Source organism: Dethiosulfatarculus sandiegensis, from assembly GCF_000931935.2.
Classification (GTDB): domain Bacteria; phylum Desulfobacterota; class Desulfarculia; order Desulfarculales; family Desulfarculaceae; genus Dethiosulfatarculus; species Dethiosulfatarculus sandiegensis.
On the sequence record NZ_AZAC01000019.1, the window covers coordinates 23,021 to 39,135 of the forward strand.

The 16,115-nt window shown below is 48.6% G+C and carries 15 protein-coding genes; 5 read left to right on the forward strand and 10 right to left on the reverse strand.

Going from position 1 to position 16,115, the window contains the following annotated elements; genetic code table 11:
• Window positions 1-170: 170 nt before the first annotated feature.
• The 9 genes from X474_RS14215 to X474_RS14255 form a co-directional block, all read right to left on the reverse strand.
• Window positions 171-1,499, reverse strand: coding sequence for an MFS transporter (locus X474_RS14215; protein WP_052515224.1), 1,329 nt, complete (start codon window positions 1,497-1,499; stop codon window positions 171-173).
• A 242-nt stretch (window positions 1,500-1,741) separates the two neighbouring features.
• Window positions 1,742-2,674, reverse strand: coding sequence for an alpha/beta fold hydrolase (locus X474_RS14220; protein WP_197282112.1), 933 nt, complete (start codon window positions 2,672-2,674; stop codon window positions 1,742-1,744).
• Between the two features lie 317 nt (window positions 2,675-2,991).
• Entirely contained in the window at window positions 2,992-3,213 is a 222-nt protein-coding gene (locus X474_RS14225) for an IS481 family transposase (protein ID WP_082464376.1), read from the reverse strand.
• Entirely contained in the window at window positions 3,213-3,521 is a 309-nt protein-coding gene (locus X474_RS14230) for an IS481 family transposase (protein WP_044349842.1), read from the reverse strand. The genes X474_RS14225 and X474_RS14230 overlap by 1 nt, the downstream gene beginning before the upstream one ends.
• Window positions 3,522-3,532: 11 nt before the next feature.
• Window positions 3,533-4,003, reverse strand: a complete 471-nt coding sequence (locus tag X474_RS14235; RefSeq protein WP_044349843.1) for an alpha/beta fold hydrolase — start codon at window positions 4,001-4,003, stop codon at window positions 3,533-3,535.
• A 312-nt stretch (window positions 4,004-4,315) separates the two neighbouring features.
• On the reverse strand, window positions 4,316-5,002 hold the full coding sequence (locus tag X474_RS14240) for a GGDEF domain-containing protein (RefSeq protein ID WP_052515226.1): 687 nt from the start codon (window positions 5,000-5,002) through the stop codon (window positions 4,316-4,318).
• 3 nt (window positions 5,003-5,005) lie between these two features.
• On the reverse strand, window positions 5,006-5,389 hold the full coding sequence (gene siaC / locus X474_RS14245; protein ID WP_044349844.1) for a biofilm regulation phosphoprotein SiaC: 384 nt from the start codon (window positions 5,387-5,389) through the stop codon (window positions 5,006-5,008).
• 11 nt (window positions 5,390-5,400) lie between these two features.
• Window positions 5,401-5,949, reverse strand: coding sequence for a SiaB family protein kinase (locus tag X474_RS14250; protein ID WP_044349846.1), 549 nt, complete (start codon window positions 5,947-5,949; stop codon window positions 5,401-5,403).
• Between the two features lie 105 nt (window positions 5,950-6,054).
• Complete coding sequence (locus tag X474_RS14255; protein WP_044349847.1) at window positions 6,055-8,040, reverse strand: SpoIIE family protein phosphatase; 1,986 nt, start codon at window positions 8,038-8,040, stop codon at window positions 6,055-6,057.
• 560 nt (window positions 8,041-8,600) lie between these two features.
• On the opposite strand from X474_RS14255, the gene X474_RS14260 reads away from it, so the two are divergent.
• Window positions 8,601-11,531 (forward strand): bifunctional diguanylate cyclase/phosphodiesterase, encoded by a 2,931-nt coding sequence (locus tag X474_RS14260; protein WP_052515227.1) that lies wholly within the window; start codon window positions 8,601-8,603, stop codon window positions 11,529-11,531.
• A 314-nt stretch (window positions 11,532-11,845) separates the two neighbouring features.
• Window positions 11,846-12,289 (forward strand): Hsp20/alpha crystallin family protein, encoded by a 444-nt coding sequence (locus tag X474_RS14265; RefSeq protein ID WP_052515228.1) that lies wholly within the window; start codon window positions 11,846-11,848, stop codon window positions 12,287-12,289.
• Window positions 12,290-12,553: 264 nt separating this feature from the next.
• On the opposite strand, the gene X474_RS14270 is transcribed toward X474_RS14265, so the two are convergent.
• Entirely contained in the window at window positions 12,554-13,048 is a 495-nt protein-coding gene (locus tag X474_RS14270; RefSeq protein WP_197282113.1) for a phospholipase A2 family protein, read from the reverse strand.
• Window positions 13,049-13,407: 359 nt separating this feature from the next.
• On the opposite strand from X474_RS14270, the gene X474_RS14275 reads away from it, so the two are divergent.
• From X474_RS14275 to X474_RS14285, 3 genes are read left to right on the forward strand one after another with little or no spacing between them, the layout of a single operon-like run.
• Complete coding sequence (locus tag X474_RS14275; RefSeq protein ID WP_044349849.1) at window positions 13,408-13,947, forward strand: MarR family winged helix-turn-helix transcriptional regulator; 540 nt, start codon at window positions 13,408-13,410, stop codon at window positions 13,945-13,947.
• A gap of 30 nt (window positions 13,948-13,977) precedes the next feature.
• Window positions 13,978-15,186: a glycine betaine/L-proline ABC transporter ATP-binding protein ProV gene (gene proV / locus X474_RS14280; RefSeq protein ID WP_044349851.1), complete on the forward strand. Its 1,209-nt coding sequence runs from the start codon at window positions 13,978-13,980 to the stop codon at window positions 15,184-15,186.
• 60 nt (window positions 15,187-15,246) lie between these two features.
• Window positions 15,247-16,077, forward strand: coding sequence for an ABC transporter permease (locus X474_RS14285; protein WP_156360769.1), 831 nt, complete (start codon window positions 15,247-15,249; stop codon window positions 16,075-16,077).
• Window positions 16,078-16,115 lie beyond the last annotated feature (38 nt).

A 16,115-nucleotide genomic window follows, 5' to 3' on the forward strand; every position in this document is an offset into this window, starting at 1 on the left:
CTCCCCATGACCCAAAAAGGCACAAAATACACTATGTGGCATTCTGAGCCAAAAAAACCGGATTTGTAAAGCCAGACCTTTGCTTAAGAAAAAAGAGGTTGAAGGCGACCTTCAACCTCTTCCTGATTTTAATCATTTATTTTTGCCCAAAGGCAGGCTCAAACTGCTTGTCAGGCCATTTTCTTGGTCGGCTCCTTGGGAATTTTTTTTCCCCGATCTGTGCGAAACACAAATCCGGCCAGCCCGGCCACAAAGGAAATAACCGCATACAAAATAAACAAGGGAATAAAGTCCTGGCTGGTGAGGCCGGAATCCATATGGCCGCTCATATCCAGGATAACCCCGGCCAGGGGTTGAAAAACCGCGCTTCCGGCCATGGGAAACACATAAACCAGCCCGGTTACGGTTCCCGCCATTTCCACTGGATAACGCTCCTTGGCAGCGGTAAAGCAGACCCCGGCCGGTCCGGCTCCCAAAAAACCGAAGCTTAAGGCAAACAGATATAGCTCCATTTGGCTCATATGACCGTTTCGCAAGATCAACCACAGGCAAACCAGGCCCAACCCGGTCATGCTCAGGCCCAGCACCTTGCTTCTGGAGGGGAACCTGGCTGCGATCCAGGCAAAGATCAAAGGCCCGAAAACCCAGCCAAAGGAGAAAAGGTCGATGACTCCGGCGGCCTGGGTCTTGGTCATACCGTAGGCTCCCATGAAATAGGGACCGGCCCACAGCCCGGCAAAACTGAAAAGAATACCGCCGTTGAAAAAGAACCAAACAGCCAAAAGCCAAAAATCCAGGCTGCCCAGGGCCAGGGACAGGGATTTTTTCACCGGCATGGCAGCCTTGGTTTTGCCTGTTCCCTGACTGACCTGAGGCTCCACCCTGGGAAGCCCCATATCCGTGGGTTTATCCCGAACCAGAAACCAGATCAAAAGTCCGTTGACAAAAGTCAACCCGGCCAAGGCCATAAAGCTGGAACGCCAGCCAATCAGCTCACTTAGCCAGGCCAGGGGAGAACTGGCCACCACACCGCCCAAGCCCGCGATGGCGATTATCACAGAAGCCCCCATGACAAACTGACGGGCGGGGAACCAATAGGTAAGCGCTTTATAAGAAGGCACCAGCACGGCCGACAGCCCCAATCCCACCAGAACCCTGGACCAGAAAGCCGCGTTTACACTGCCGGAAACCGCAAACAAAACCGACCCCAGGGTGGCGACCAGCATGCACAGGGTTATCAGGCGTCTGGCGCCCAGCTTGTCGGCAAGGATGCCGCCCGGCGCCTGCATCAGGGCATAGGGGAAAAAATAGGCAGAGGCCATCAGCCCTGTCACCGCGGCCGAGGTGTCGAAAGACTGCATCAGGTCCTGGGCCAGAACCGCCGGGCACATGCGATGCACGTAGACCAGGAGATAGGAAAAGGACAAAAGGCCCAAAATCAGCCAACGATAGGGGGAAGCGCCGTATTCCCGGCTTGCGGGTGAATCTGTATGGGGCATGGGTGCTCTTTTTCGAGATTTGTAAAATAAAAGCGGGAAGCCGATTAAGGCAGTCCGCTTGTTTCACTTAGCGAGATACTGTCTCAATATATGATTTACAAGTTTTACACCCTGCTTGTCAAGCAGACTGAAGCTACTTACATAATTTTATAAAACCACCTGACCCGAACCGTTCTTGGCAAGGGGCGACAACACCTTTTAGCATGCCTCAGCTGGAGTTGCCTTGCCGATCAGACCTGGGTCTATTTCTCTTTCACCCTCTTTGGACGATTCTCCAGCCTTTTTAAAAAACCGTCTAAAAGTGAATTAAACTTAACTGGTTTTTCCAACATGGGGAAATGGCCCACCCCTTGCCACAGGTGATATTCAAAATCGGAGAACAAGGTTTCAAGGTAATGCCGATTATCTTGAGGCATATCCGGACTGTCGGCATAGATCGCCAGGGTGGGGACCCCCATCGGCTCTTCAGTCCAAAAGTGCGGATTACAGAAATTGGCCATGGCTGAAACGGCCACCCGAGGCTCTGTAGAGGAGATCTTTTCAGTAACCTCTTGAGCCACATCCACAGGGGTTTTTTTATCCAGAAGTCCCTTTACAAAGATCTGCACGCCCCTTTTAAAAGGCTGTTTGCGAAACATATCCGTCAGGGCCGCGCATTGGACTTTTTGTTTTTCCCGTTCCTTGGGATCTTGGGGAATTCTGATATAGGCTCCGTCAGCGATAACCAGACCCTCCACCCTGCCGGGGCATTGCCTGATAAACTCCCTGGCCACCCCCAGCCCCATGCTGTGCACCACCAACACCACCCTATCAAGCCGGGCGTGATCAACGACCGCCTTGACAGACTCGGCAAACAGGGCCAGATCATACTCAAGCTTTGGTTTGTCGCTCTTTCCGTGACCTATAAGGTCAACCAGCACCAGCCTGCGCCCCTTGGCCAGGGGTGGAATCTGCTTGCGCCAAAAGCTTGAATCACAGCTCCAGCCATGCACAAAGACCACAGCCTGACCTGTCTCTCCGATCAGCTGATAATAAACCTTGGAGCCGTCGAGGCTTGCATATTGCCATTGGGCCGTTTCCCGGCAGGAGGAGCTCTGTGCAAACGCACTGTGAGACGCCAGGGCAATCAAAAAAAGGACCGCCAAAAACACTCTTTTCAGATTGAAAGCCATCATGTCCCTCTGACAATAAATAGTTAATGTGGAATCAGGGTTCATATTCGTCTTAAATCAGGCCATGCCCAGGGAACGAATTCTTTTTATTTCCTTGTTGGGCACGCCGAGATACTCTAAAAATTCGCGATGCTTTTCAGAATCTTTCAAAGGCAGCATGCCAGGCAAGCATCCTTTCATCGGTCATGCCCGAGGCCCGCAAAAAGGTCGGTCCAGGTCTTGCGATCCAGACAGCCAAGCTGTTATTACCAAGGAGGTTGTTCACATTTAACCAATCTTGAGATTGGTGGTTTGCGATTTAAAGCGGTGTGTGGCCGCTGTTAGTTGTAGAAGGCAGCCCATGGTTTGAGGTGGCCTGTTCTTTCCTCCGAGTTTTCATAGACCTGGCTGTAAGCCCATTCCTTGATGCTTGTTTGGATGAAGCGCTCTGCCTTGCCGTTGGCGCGGGGCGTGTATGGCCGCGTGGTTACATGCTTGGCCATGATGTGGTCCACAGCCGTCTTGAACAGATAAGAGCGATAGCACCCGCCATTATCCGTCATTACTCTACTGATGGCCACACATGCCTTTGGAACCAGGTTGGGGCGCGGATTAAGAAGCAGGTGGCACTGGTTGCTTTTTCGCCCGGCAGCACCTCGGTGTAGGCTGTGCGACTGTTATCATCGACGCAGACATGCAGGTATTCCCAGCCTGGCTTGCGTCTTTTGCCGGAACGGTCACCGGTGATGCGATGTCCCACACCGTCGATCTTTCCCAACTTCTTGATATCAAGATGGACCATGTCGCCTGGGGCCTTGTATTCATAACGCACAACAGAAATCGGCTCATCCAGACAAGACAGCTTGTTCAAGCCCAAACGCCTCAGTTCAAGGCCAACCGTGGAAAGAGGCAGGGAAAGAGAAAAGGCAAGGGATTTAAAAAAGGGGCCCTCTTTACAAAGTTTAGATATTCACCAATAGAAGAAAAATTTTTATCCAAAAGATCAAGGCTGGGTTTTATACCTGCGGTTACCTTGCCCCATTGTTCAGGGGTCAGGTCGGCTCCGGCGTCCATCAAAATCATCTTCTCCACCAGATCCGGGCGAAGGTGGCAAAAAGCCAGGCAAACATAGCCCCCCAGAGAATGCCCCATGAGGATGACTTTGTTTAAAGCAAGATCTGCCAGAAGGGCCTCAATATCCGAGGCATGCCTGAACAGGGAATAGTCCTTGGCCGGTTTTTGCCTCCTGCCCCTGCCCCTGAGATCCAGGGCGTAAAATTCGCAGGCGGAATTTATTTCAGAGGCAATGGCATCAAAGGACCTGCCGTTAGCGATAAGTCCGTGAACAGCCAAAGGCGGCTTTCCCCGCCCGGACTATTTATGTAAACAGATCTCAACTCCCGATCCCTTTGCCATTATCATCCCAGATGCAGTCATTAAAAATTCCCCCTGTTATTCAGCGAATAAACCAGCAAGAGATAGTAAAAAACAACCTATTTTAAGTAACATTTTTCAGGAAATTTAGGTACAAATTTAATATCAATTTAAAAATATTAAGGAAGCGCAAAAACAGGAAGAGGTGCAAATTGAATTTACAAGGAATAATAGAACAAGACGATCACCGGTAGCCATAAAAGGTATGGATTATTGCCCGGTAAGGTATTCTTACAGATGGGCGACCTGATTCCGGCCCTTTCCCTTGGCCATGTACAGGGCGTGGTCAGCCCTGGTCAGAACTGAATCAAGGGTGTCTTTTTTCTGGTATTGGGCAAGGCCGAAACTCATGGTTATTCTGAACTCCTCTCCCTCATGGGAAAAAGAGGCCTCGGCAACGATTTTCTTTATCTTCTCCGCAGTGTGAATCGCCGGCCCCAGGTTGGTGTGTGGCATGAGAAATAAAAATTCTTCACCACCCCACCGGGCCACCACATCGGAACTCCTCAAATTATTGATCAAAAGCCGGGTTATCCCCCTAAGCGCCAAATCACCGCAATTATGGCCGTAGGTATCATTGATTGTTTTAAATTTATCTATATCCGCAATACAGACCGACACGCCCTCCCCATATCGTTCAAAACGGGCAATCTCCTCCTTCAAACGCTGGGTGGCGTACCTGCGGTTAAAAAGCCCGGTTAAGTGATCGGTTACAGACTGCCTTTCATATTTGTCTTTCAAGTCTCTCAGTTCAGCCTGAATACCGTCCGATATGCGGGATATCTTCTCCAGCCGGCTCTCAAGCTTTTGATAATAATCAAATAAACAAATCAGTTCCGGATAAAGTTCCTTCTTTTCCATCTCCGGCTCGGCCAGCCTGGCTTTCAGATCCCCTATAAAATGATTGAAGCTGGCCACGGGTTACTCCCTTTTTTGCTGGGCAATAATGTTAAAGGGCATGGTGTAATCCTCTTCAAACTCCTCTGCCGTATCCAAAGCCCGGTCATTGTCCTCGTCATAAAACCAGTTCAGGGTTATATCGTGGCCATTGCCATGGGCTTCTTCCAGAACATCCAATAACTCCAGCATACATTTCACACTGCTGGTGTTCATGTAGATCAGATACAGGTCAAGGGTTATCGTTTTGACCTCTTTCACATAGGCACTTATCCACTCGATGATGGGCTTGAAAAAATCCAACGTATTTTCAGGATATGATTCTCCCGATATCTTGAGCGGCCCGCTTTGGGGATCAAATTCCACAGAAGGGGTGGAAGAAGTTTTTTCTATTATCAAACTGTTCATTACCTTTTTCCTTAAACCAGCACCGTCAGGCTGTAAAAACTAAACTCTGCATCCACTTCCCTTATGGAATGCTGAAGTGGAGCTTTGGCGGTGCGGGCCATATCAATCAACCCCAAACCGGCTCCCAAGGCGCCTTCCGGCATGGGCTTTCTGGCCTGCTCTTTGTAAAGCGCGCGCAGCTCTTTGCGGTCCAAGGTGTTCAAATATTCCAGCCAGTCGATGAGCTTTTGGGCATCTTGTTTTTTAATCATATTGCCCGAGCTGACACTGTAATCCACTCCAGCCTTGGCTATGGTTACCATCCCGGTGGTGAGAAGCACCTGGTCCGGGCAGTCCTTAAAGGCTGTGGTTACGTAGTTCTTCACATTCTGGGCCTGCTCCACAAATACGGAAAAAACCCGCATGGTATCGGAAGCCTTTAACTTTTCATCTTCCAGATGCCCCCTTATAGCTTTACCCAGCTCCTCTATTATCTTGTGGGTAAAAGGTCCGCTGAAGGTGATGAGTATGCCCTTTTCCCGAAATTTTTTAGTCAGGTCAAATAAATCCAATTTACTCATAGTTCGCCCCTAAAATTACAAAGGACTTTTAGCAGGGTGTAAAAAACGCCCAGCTATGCGGGCCATGCCCCCCCCAAAAAATGCTTCGGCTTTTTCAACACCCTGTTAAGCCCGGAAGCCGAAGAAGACAAGGTCGTCTCTCTGCTCCCTTGGCCCGGAGTATTCTAAAAGCACTTTATAAACAGCCTCCCCCTGCCTTTCAAGAGGCAAATTCGCAAGAGACTCCAGGAAGTTTATAAAACGTCTACTGCCAAAAGGCAGACCACTTTTTCCACCGGGCTGATCAAGAATACCGTCTGATGCTAAATAAAACACCTTTCCTTTCAGCCCGGTTATCTGGTGTCTGGTAAAGACGTAATTATCGGGAGACCTACGGTATCCCAAGCCTTTTCTGTCCGGCTTGATAACCGTGACTTTACCATTCTCCCTAATATATATAGACATACCGGCTCCGGCAAATATCATTTCGTCATTATGATCGGGAAGGTAGCAGATTCCTATATCCAGGCCGCTGTCCACCGGAGAAGCGGGGTCATGGTTCAGGGTTTTTTTCACCAAAAGATTCAACTCGGTTAAGACGAGAGAGGGATCGGTGGGGGAAACAGTTTTCAGCGCCCTTTTTAAAAGCGCCTGAACACTCATCACCATCAAGGCTCCGGGCACACCGTGGCCTGTGCAGTCTCCCACCACTATAATCCTTCCGCTGGGTGTACGGGTTACAAAATACATATCCCCGCCGACCAAGTCTTTGGGCTGCCACACCAATACATGCTCCGGGAATATTGCCTTCAAGTACTCATCAGCAGGCAGCACCCCTTGCAAAATAATCCGGGCATAATTGATGCTGTCGGTCATCCTTTGATTGGAAAATTCCAAGGCCTGGTTGGCCAAAGTAAGGCTTTTGGTCCTTTCTTCGACCATATCCTCCAGGTTCTCTGTATATTGCCTCACCTGAACAGCCATTTGCCCAAAAGATCTGCTAAGAGCACCGATCTCATCATTTTTGTCTTCCGGCAGATCCACCTGGTAATTTCTTTGGGAAATCAATTCAGCTGAATCTGATAGCCTGGAAAGAGGCATTAACATTTCCCGTCTTACAAACCAGCTTATCAAAAAGACCGCAATTCCCAGCAAGACCAGCATCAGCCCCAGGACAGGAGTAAAGGTTTTAAGGTCTAATATTTTGGGCAGATCAATCAGCACAAAACATTGCCAGCCTAGGTTGGCCAACCTCACTCCCGAGGCGAGATAGGATTTTCCGTCAACATTTATCTTAAAGGTTTCGACCTGTTGGGTCCCTTTATCCAATGCCGCCAGATGAGAGGCGAACCTCTCTTTATCCTCTTGGCTTTCCAACAAGTCGAAGATCTTAATTTTTTTACCGCTTTGCTTGGCCCTGGCATTGGCCTCGATATAGGTCGGATTTTTATAGGCGCTGATATTGCCTTCGCGGTCCAAGAGGATAATATCCACCCCCTCTTCGCTCTGATAAACCACGTCTTTCAGAAAACCGGTAAGGTCAAGACCTGTGCCGGTAACCCCCACTTTTTCGCCCCGATTTTTAATAATGACATTTATCCAGATTTTAACAGTCTGCAAAAAGACGTTGATATCCAGGTTCAGTTCATAATCATCAACTTCCTTGAGCATCCGATAAAACCAGGCGTCTTTTTCAACCTTCCCGTGTAAGGTGTAACGATGCCGAAGAGGATCATATTTGTTTGCACGATCATTAAAGTAATAGTGGCCTGAGTGGCTCATGGCCAAAAAATAGTTATGATTTTTGAAGTGCTTCTTAAAGCTCTCCAATTCGGACAAGGCCAGGGATTTTATACGTTTATCTGATTCATCCGTGCACCATTTTTTTATGATCGGTGAATCCGCCAATTTGAGGGCCAGGGCGATTTCCTTCTCCACCAGGGCCTCCACCCGGCTTTTCTCCCTCAACACCCTGTTTACCGCGTAACTTGTCCCCAGCTCGTCTACTATGGGTTGCCCCAAAACCATGAAGCCAAAGGTAATCAAACCACCCATGGCCAAGAAAATAACCAGGACCATTGTATTCATTTTGCGGGTAAGGCTTTGGCGCATTTGTTCTTTCCCCTGGTTTTGCCATCTGTCTCCTGCTTTTAGAGCAGAGAGTTGTCTGTGAATTCCACTCGGTTATAAGGAGCACACAGGTCCCGAAAACGTAAAAAGTAGTATTCACATGGGCCTGACAGGCAAAGTTGACCATACCTATTAAAACCGTTAATATATTTAAGCAGATACCTAACCATATTTCTTTATAACTTCTACTAGGAGGCGTTTTCGGCTCCGGCAGCTGTTATTCTTAAGTCGGAATAATTCTAAAAAGTTAATATATAGTGGAACAAAGGATGCCTCTAAGGTATTTTATCTAAAACGTTTGCCTTATCAAAGAGTTATATATTCTAAGAAAAAAGAGTAATCATAGGTGATCCGTTTTTATTAGTCTTAGGCCGGATTCTATAGGCACGCTCCAAGATAAGCCAATACCGGCCAAGCAACCGAATTAATAGAGTATTTCAATAAAGGTTTTCTTCCAAAAGGATTTTTTGCCTTCTGGCAGTCAAAAAACGCGAGCAGGCCGAAAAAGACGGACTCCTCAGGATAAGCGCGGGAACAGGTGAATGGAAACAAAGAGCGCCCACACAGAACTCAGGCGCATGCTGGAGAAACTGGTTTTCAACAGAATGCCAAACAGCCCAGGCCTTGGTCTAGAGTTCTTGGAGAACGGTCTTTATAAACTCATCGTTAAAAACACCCCTGGTATCCATCTGATTCTGGATACTGACTTTCAAATAATATTTATCTCCGATTCCATATCGCGCAACCTGGGTTATGCTCCCGGCCCCTGCGAGCCCATGCCGTGGGAAAATCTTGTCCATCCCGGAGACCTCAAGCAATTTTCAGTCAGCCACCTAAAAAATCAAGATTTTTCGAAAAAAACAGATGCCCTGCCCATTAGAGTAAAAGAAAAAAATGGTCAATACCTTTGGGCGGACGTTATTTTTTCATCTCTTTTAGATGATCAGGAGATACCACGCGGGTATTTGGTCAGCTTAAAAAATCTGCACCCAAAAGCCATAAGGGACAATGCGCGCAGGCTTTCCGAGGAACAGTGCCGCATCCTGATTCAGGCCATGCCGGACATAGTTTGTTTCAAAGACGCCAAGGGGCGTTGGATTATGGCCAATCAGGCTGAAATTGACCTGTTCGGCCTAAAGGACATTGACTATCAAGGCCTTACAAATGAAGAACTGGCCGATCTGATCCACCCGCTATTCAAGCCCATTTTCGAGACAGGCTTTGAGACGGATAATCGGGCCTGGCAGCAGCGGGAGCCCACCCGCTATGAAGAAATAATCCCCTTACCTCAAGGCGGACAAAAAATCCTGGATACTTTCAAGATACCCTTGTTTGAAGACGACGGCACAAAAATGGGTCTGGTTGTTTTGGGCCGGGACATAACCAAAAGAAAAACAGCCCACGACGCCCTTCAAAAGAGCCGTGAAAACCTAAACAGGGCCCAACAAATATCCCAGATAGGCAGTTGGGACTGGGACCTGGAAACAAATGAACTCATCTGGTCTGACCAGACCTACCGCATCCTGGGGCTTGCCCCCCAAAGCATCCCCCCTTCAGTCACCTACATCTTGGGGGCAACTCACCCGGAAGACCGCGAGTTGCTAAGAAGGGCCATAGATAATTCCATTGGTCAGGGCCAAAATTTCGACATAGGACACCGCATAATAAAAGCCGACCAAAGCATGGCTTATGTTAATTCAATTAATAAAGTCGTAAAAGACGCCTCCGGGGCTGTGGTCAGATTAGTCGGCACTTTGCAGGACATAACCACCTGGAAACAAGCCAACAGCCAGTTGACCTTGGCTAAAAAGGCTTTTGACGAGGCCCTGGAAGGCATACTGGTCACAAACAATAAAAACCACATAATCATGGTGAACCGGGCCTTTACCATAATAACCGGTTATCACGAAGAAGAAGTTCTGGGCAAAACTCCCCGTATTCTCAAATCAAAGCGCCATAACCGGCAATTTTATGAAGAAATGTGGGAGAGCCTGAGCACCTACGGCGAGTGGCGGGGAGAAATTTGGAACAGACGTAAAAGCGGTGAGGCCTATCCCCAATGGAGCACCATCACCACAATCAAAGACAGTTTGGGCCGGGTCGACAAATACGTCGCCATCTTTCACGACCTTTCTGACATAAAAAGTAAGGAAGAGGAACTTCACCATCAGTCATATCACGACGCGCTGACCGGATTACCGAACCGAAAACTCCTGGTCGATCGCCTGAATCGGGCCCTAAATCAAGCCAAAAACGATCAGAGGCACCTGGCTGTCATTTCCCTGGATTTAGATGAGTTCAAGACCGTCAACAACAGCCTGGGGCATTTGGCAGGCGACTCCCTTTTACAGAAGGTTGCCAGCCGTTTGACCCAAAATACTCATCATCCCGACTTGATCTGCCGTTTGGGGGCTGATGAATTTGTTTTAGTAACCCCAGGCCTTAAACATCCAGAGGACGCCATATTTGAGGCCACCCATATTCAGGAACTCTTTAAGTCGCCTTTTATTGTAGATGACAATGAAATCATTCTCACAGCCTCTTTGGGAATCGCCGTTTGCAATCACCAGGATTTCTCACCGGATCCGGAATCATTAATTAAAAACGCGGACCTGGCCTTGAGTTGGGCCAAGCAGGACGGGAGGGGGAAACACCGCTTTTTTACTGAAACCATGGATGCCGAAGCCGTCAAACGGCTCAAAATGGAAAACGATCTCAGACGATCCTTGGCAAATAACGAAATTTTAGTTTATTTCCAGCCCAAGGTCTCCTGCCCTGATGGGCACATACTGGGAATGGAGGCGCTGGTCCGCTGGCAGAAAAACGGAAAACTGATCTCGCCTGCGGACTTTGTCCCACTTGCCGAAGACGTGGGGTTGATTGTTCCGATCGGCAGATATGTGCTGACCAAATCGTGTCAGTTAACTGAAAAATGGCGCAAAAGCACTGGTCAGAACCTGAAGGTTGCGGTCAATGTCTCGGCCCGGCAATTTAAGGATGACGATCTTATTCAAGCAGTGGAGGATGCCCTTTCGGAAACCGGCCTGCCCATATCAGCCCTGGAGTTGGAGGTCACGGAAAGCGCCTTGATGCAGAACCCCGAAGCGACCAAGAAAGTCCTGGAAGAATTACGAAAAATGGGCGCCACCATCGCCTTGGACGACTTTGGCACCGGCTACTCTTCCTTGTCATATCTTCGCTTCTTCCCCATTGACGTGCTTAAGATAGACAAGTCCTTTGTGGACGGCGCGCCTGCCGATCAGGATGCCAACATGCTTCTACGGGCAATTTTGGCAATGGCCCAGGGATTGAAGCTGCGAGTGGTGGCTGAAGGCGTGGAATCCGCAGATCAGGTGCGTTTCCTGCACAGCCTGGGGGCAAACAGCATACAGGGATATTATTTCAGCCGTCCCTTGCCGGATCAGGAAATGGGATCTCTATTGGCAAAAAAAGTCGTCTTTACTGTAGACTAAGAAAACCTCTCTTAAATCATTCCCTGTTTATTTTCTATTCCCTAAAACATTTTCCTTGGCCCGAAATTTTTACAATTGACAGAAACATAAGTCCGAGTCTCTGCCTGTGAGGCACAATTCGCCTTTAGATCCCCTTTCTGCCGACCCAAAATTCAAGCCGCTTAATCGCAAAGACAGAAAATTAAGCTCCGGATTTGAAATTGAACCGGGAGTTATTATCTTGAAAATTAAAAGATGGGGTCGTTTCTCGAAGGAGTGCCAACCCCATGAACCGCATATAGATTACCGAAAACTTCCAAAGAGGAGGTGTAGAAATGGCAAATCTGACCACACGCGAGGGGCGTCCCTGGTGGATGACACCATTTGGCCGTGAGCCCATGGGAGATATCTTCTCTGACCGCCTGTGGACCGAATGGCCTCGCCAGATGGAAGAACAGTGGCAGCCAGACCTGGAACTCAAGGAAAGGGACGGCAAATATTTTCTGAGAGCTGAACTGCCCGGAATGGAAAAGGACAAGCTGAAGGTGGTGATTGATGGTGACAGAATAACCATCAGCGGTGAAAAGGCCTATGAGAAAGAGGAAGAAGGAGAAACTTTTTACCTGAAAGAGGCCCGCTACGGAAAATTCAGCCGTAGTTTGCGCCTGCCGGTGGAGATCGATTCCAAGGCGGTAAAGGCCAAGCTCAAAAACGGCGTCTTAAACCTGGAATTGCCGCAAAAGGCAGAGGAAAAGGCCAAAAGCATAGAGATCTCCTGATGGGTTCAACCAGAAGAAATATCAAATAAAACAAGAGGCTCCGGGTTGCAGGGCCCGGAGCCCCTCAGGTCATCATGGGAATTCGGCTAAGACTCGTCATCGCTTGGAGATGCTCACGGACAATCATTAAATCAACATACCCGCCAACCTTTTAGCAAATCACCTGTCTATCCGGTTTTGCTAAATATCCCCGCTCTTCCTTGGTTCTAATGGTGGAAATGAAAATTATCACCCGCCCGGACTATGGATCGGTAAAAGGCATCTTCATTTTTTCACCGTCTGGAGCTTATCATCGGCATTTATTTGCGGAGCAGCCGATTTTTGTGCCGACAAGTAGGCAGGTCTGCCGTTTTTAACTACAGCCTGATAATAGCCGTAAGCCGCACCCTCGCATGCCTTTCTCTGGGGCAGATCCCAAAAGGCGTCATAAACCTTTTGGCACTGTTTTTTCATGTCTTTATAAAATTTTTTATCACAGCTTGACCTGGATCTGCCATAGGTGTCGTAGCAATCATCATGGCGTTTGCATGCATTGTAAAACCCCACAGGCTTTAGCAATTTACTGTCCAGGGATTTAATATGCCGCACCGGCCTTGGCGGCCAATAGTCTGGGACCAGATGACTCCGCCAGTCATTTTCGGCCCCGCAATGCTGCCCAGCTGAAGCCGCTTCAGGTGTGTACAGAATTACAATCAAACAAATACATAAATAAATCAAATACTTAAGGCTTATTGCAAGGTTTTTCGGAAAGGTAGACACCTGCATAGCCCCCTTTCAAGCGTTGCGCGGACCTTACCTATCATGCACAGATTACAAACAAAAGTCTACTGATACTAGGCATTCCCTTATCAGGGGCCAACACAGCAAACCCGGCAATAACTTGCCGACCAACAATCACAGGAAAATAACACCAATCTGCAGAATGCTTCGTTTTTCTTGTATTTTCAGCTTGATGTATAAATTTTACACATTGGTTCATTCCGGCAACCTTGACATCTGCTTTGCGTCGTGATAGTTTGATCGCAAACCATATCGCCACGAATCATATAAATAACAATGTGATCCTTTTTTATAAACCATTTTTATTTACCGGCGCATTGCGCAAAAGTTTCAGATAAATGACTGAATCTTATACTGAAAATGTTTTCAGATATATACGCCAGATAATCAGGGCCACGGACCTGTACAGCCGCAAGGTTAACAAACAATACCGGCTGACTGTTCCTCAGGTGGTATGCCTGCGGCAAATCATGGAAAGTGAGTTCATCACCCCTTCTAGCCTGGCGGATAACGTCTATTTGAGCAGGGCGACCATTACAGGCATTCTGGACCGTCTGGAAAGCCGGGGATTGCTGCAAAGGCAACGCAACAATCCTGATCGCCGCAAAATTTATGTGAGCCTGACTCCCAAAGGCCAAGAGCTGACCGAAAATCTTCCCACTCCTTTGCAGGACAAGTTCGCCGAGCGATTTGAGAGTCTCCCCTATGAAAAGCAGAGGCAAATTGACGAACTGCTTGCTTCAGTGGTGGAGATGATGAACGCCCAGGATCTGCAAGCTGCTCCGGTTGTTTGCACCGGATACTGGAACAGCAAGGGCGAAATGCTGGAAGCGCCGGAAACTCAAAAAAACAAAACAGAGAAAGAATCTTCGGGCTAAGAAAGCCTTACAAAAGGTCAAAGGAAAAGTATGAGTGAAAAAATTCAGATAGAAGGGTTGTATAAAATTTTCGGCCCTAACCCGAAAAAGGGGCTGGAGCTTAGCAAAAAGGGCCTCAGCAAGCAAGAAATCCTGGAGAAAACCGGCATGACCGTAGGTGTCCAGGATGCCAACTTTACCATCGACGAAGGCGAAATTTTTGTAATTATGGGGCTTTCCGGCTCCGGCAAATCCACCATAGTTCGCATGTTCAATCGCCTTATCAAGCCCACCGCGGGCAACGTCCTTGTAGACGGCCAAAACGTAACCACCATGACCCATGATGAACTGGTCAGCTTCAGACTGCACAACATGAGCATGGTCTTTCAGTCGTTTGCCCTTTTGCCGAACCTTACGGTTTTGGAAAATGCCGCCTTTGGCCTGGAGTTGGCCCAGGTTGATAAGAAAAAAAGGAATGAACGCGCAGGTCTGGCACTGGCCCAGGTTGGCCTGGAAGGTTGGGAAGACTCCCTTCCCGCACAGCTCAGCGGTGGTATGCAACAAAGGGTGGGCCTGGCCAGGGCGCTGGCTGTTGACCCGGCCATCCTTTTGATGGATGAGGCCTTCAGCGCCCTGGACCCGCTTATCAGGACCGAGATGCAAGATGAGCTTATAAACCTGCAGGAAAAACAAAAAAGAACCGTGGTGTTTATTTCCCATGATCTGGACGAAGCCCTGCGGATAGGAGACCGCATCGCCATCATGGAAGGCGGCCGCGTTGTTCAGGTGGGTACGCCGGAAGATATTTTGCAGAACCCGGCCGACGACTATGTACGGGCCTTTTTCCGAGGTGTGGACCCAACCAATGTTATCTCCGCCGGAGATATTGTCCGCGATGTCTACCCAACCATCATTAAAACCAAAGATGGCAGCCTGCGCACAACCCACGAACTTTTAAGCCAAAAAGACCGTTCCTATGGTTATGTTCTTGACTCCCAGCGCCGTTTTCTCGGCTTAGTATCCACCGAAAGCCTGACCAAGGCCATAGAGGAAAACACAGGCAAGGCTTCTCTGGACAAGGCCTATATTAAAGATGCCACGGCCGTGAACATGGATGACTCCATGCAGGATATATTGCCCGAAGTGGCCTCCCGCAACTGGCCCATACCAGTGGTAAACGAAAACAACGTCTACAAAGGCGTTGTTTCCAAATACAGTTTCTTAAAGACTCTCCACAGGGCTGATCAGGCAGTGGCTTAGTGTTTAATTATTTAAAAAACAACGCCACCTGTTAATCAAATGTTCGGAGAAAAAAGTAATATGTTTGAAGATAAAGTTATTCCTCTAGATATATGGGTTAGCCAATTTGTGGAATGGTTGGTTGACAATTACCGTGATTTTTTCCAGACAATTAAATGGCCGGTTGACCAAACCCTGATGGGGCTTGACTCAGCGTTAAACGCCATTCACCCTCTCATTGTAATTGCGGTGATCGCTTTTGCGGCCTGGCGTTTTTCAGGTGTGATTCTGGCCATTTTTTCAACCGCGGTAATGGTTCTGATCGGGCTTTTGGGGTTATGGGGAGAAACCATGACAACCTTGGCCATGGTCCTTTCCGCGGTTCTCTTCTGCGCCGTCGCCGGACTTCCCCTGGGTATCATGGCAGCCAGGAGCGAACGGTTTGACTCATTTTTAAGACCGATCTTAGACGCAATGCAGACCACGCCCGCCTTTGTCTATCTGGTTCCGATTGTCATGCTCTTTTCCGTGGGCAATGTGGCAGGTGTTTTGGCCACCATCATCTTTGCCCTGCCCCCGATCATCAGGTTGACCAACCTGGGGATCCGAGGTGTGCCCAAAGAGTTGATCGAGGCTGCCCAGGCCTTTGGCGGGACCCGCTGGCAAATCTTACGTAAAGTACAGATCCCCCTGGCCATGCCCACCATATTGGCCGGCCTTAATCAAACCATAATGATGGCTCTTTCCATGGTGGTTATCGCCGCCCTGATCGGAGCCGGTGGTTTGGGATCACCCGTGATTTTGGGCTTGAACACTCTTGATATCGGCAGGGCTGTTATCGGCGGCTTAAGCATTGTGTTCATGGCCATGGTGTTGGACCGGATAACCCAGTCCATGGCCCAGAAAGACTAACTCGCAGTAGAAAAACGAGCCGTCCTTTATGGTAAAGG

Excerpts from the sequence above, each read along its gene's own strand:
- X474_RS14215 (WP_052515224.1), bottom strand. The coding sequence starts at position 1,499 with ATGCCCCATACAGATTCACCCGCAAGCCGGGAATACGGCGCTTCCCCC.
- X474_RS14220 (WP_197282112.1), bottom strand. The coding sequence starts at position 2,674 with ATGATGGCTTTCAATCTGAAAAGAGTGTTTTTGGCGGTCCTTTTTTTG.
- X474_RS14225 (WP_082464376.1), bottom strand. The coding sequence starts at position 3,213 with ATGACGGATAATGGCGGGTGCTATCGCTCTTATCTGTTCAAGACGGCT.
- siaC (WP_044349844.1), bottom strand. The coding sequence starts at position 5,389 with ATGAACAGTTTGATAATAGAAAAAACTTCTTCCACCCCTTCTGTGGAA.
- X474_RS14250 (WP_044349846.1), bottom strand. The coding sequence starts at position 5,949 with ATGAGTAAATTGGATTTATTTGACCTGACTAAAAAATTTCGGGAAAAG.
- X474_RS14255 (WP_044349847.1), bottom strand. The coding sequence starts at position 8,040 with ATGCGCCAAAGCCTTACCCGCAAAATGAATACAATGGTCCTGGTTATT.
- X474_RS14260 (WP_052515227.1), top strand. The coding sequence starts at position 8,601 with ATGGAAACAAAGAGCGCCCACACAGAACTCAGGCGCATGCTGGAGAAA.
- X474_RS14265 (WP_052515228.1), top strand. The coding sequence starts at position 11,846 with ATGGCAAATCTGACCACACGCGAGGGGCGTCCCTGGTGGATGACACCA.
- X474_RS14275 (WP_044349849.1), top strand. The coding sequence starts at position 13,408 with ATGACTGAATCTTATACTGAAAATGTTTTCAGATATATACGCCAGATA.
- proV (WP_044349851.1), top strand. The coding sequence starts at position 13,978 with ATGAGTGAAAAAATTCAGATAGAAGGGTTGTATAAAATTTTCGGCCCT.
- X474_RS14285 (WP_156360769.1), top strand. The coding sequence starts at position 15,247 with ATGTTTGAAGATAAAGTTATTCCTCTAGATATATGGGTTAGCCAATTT.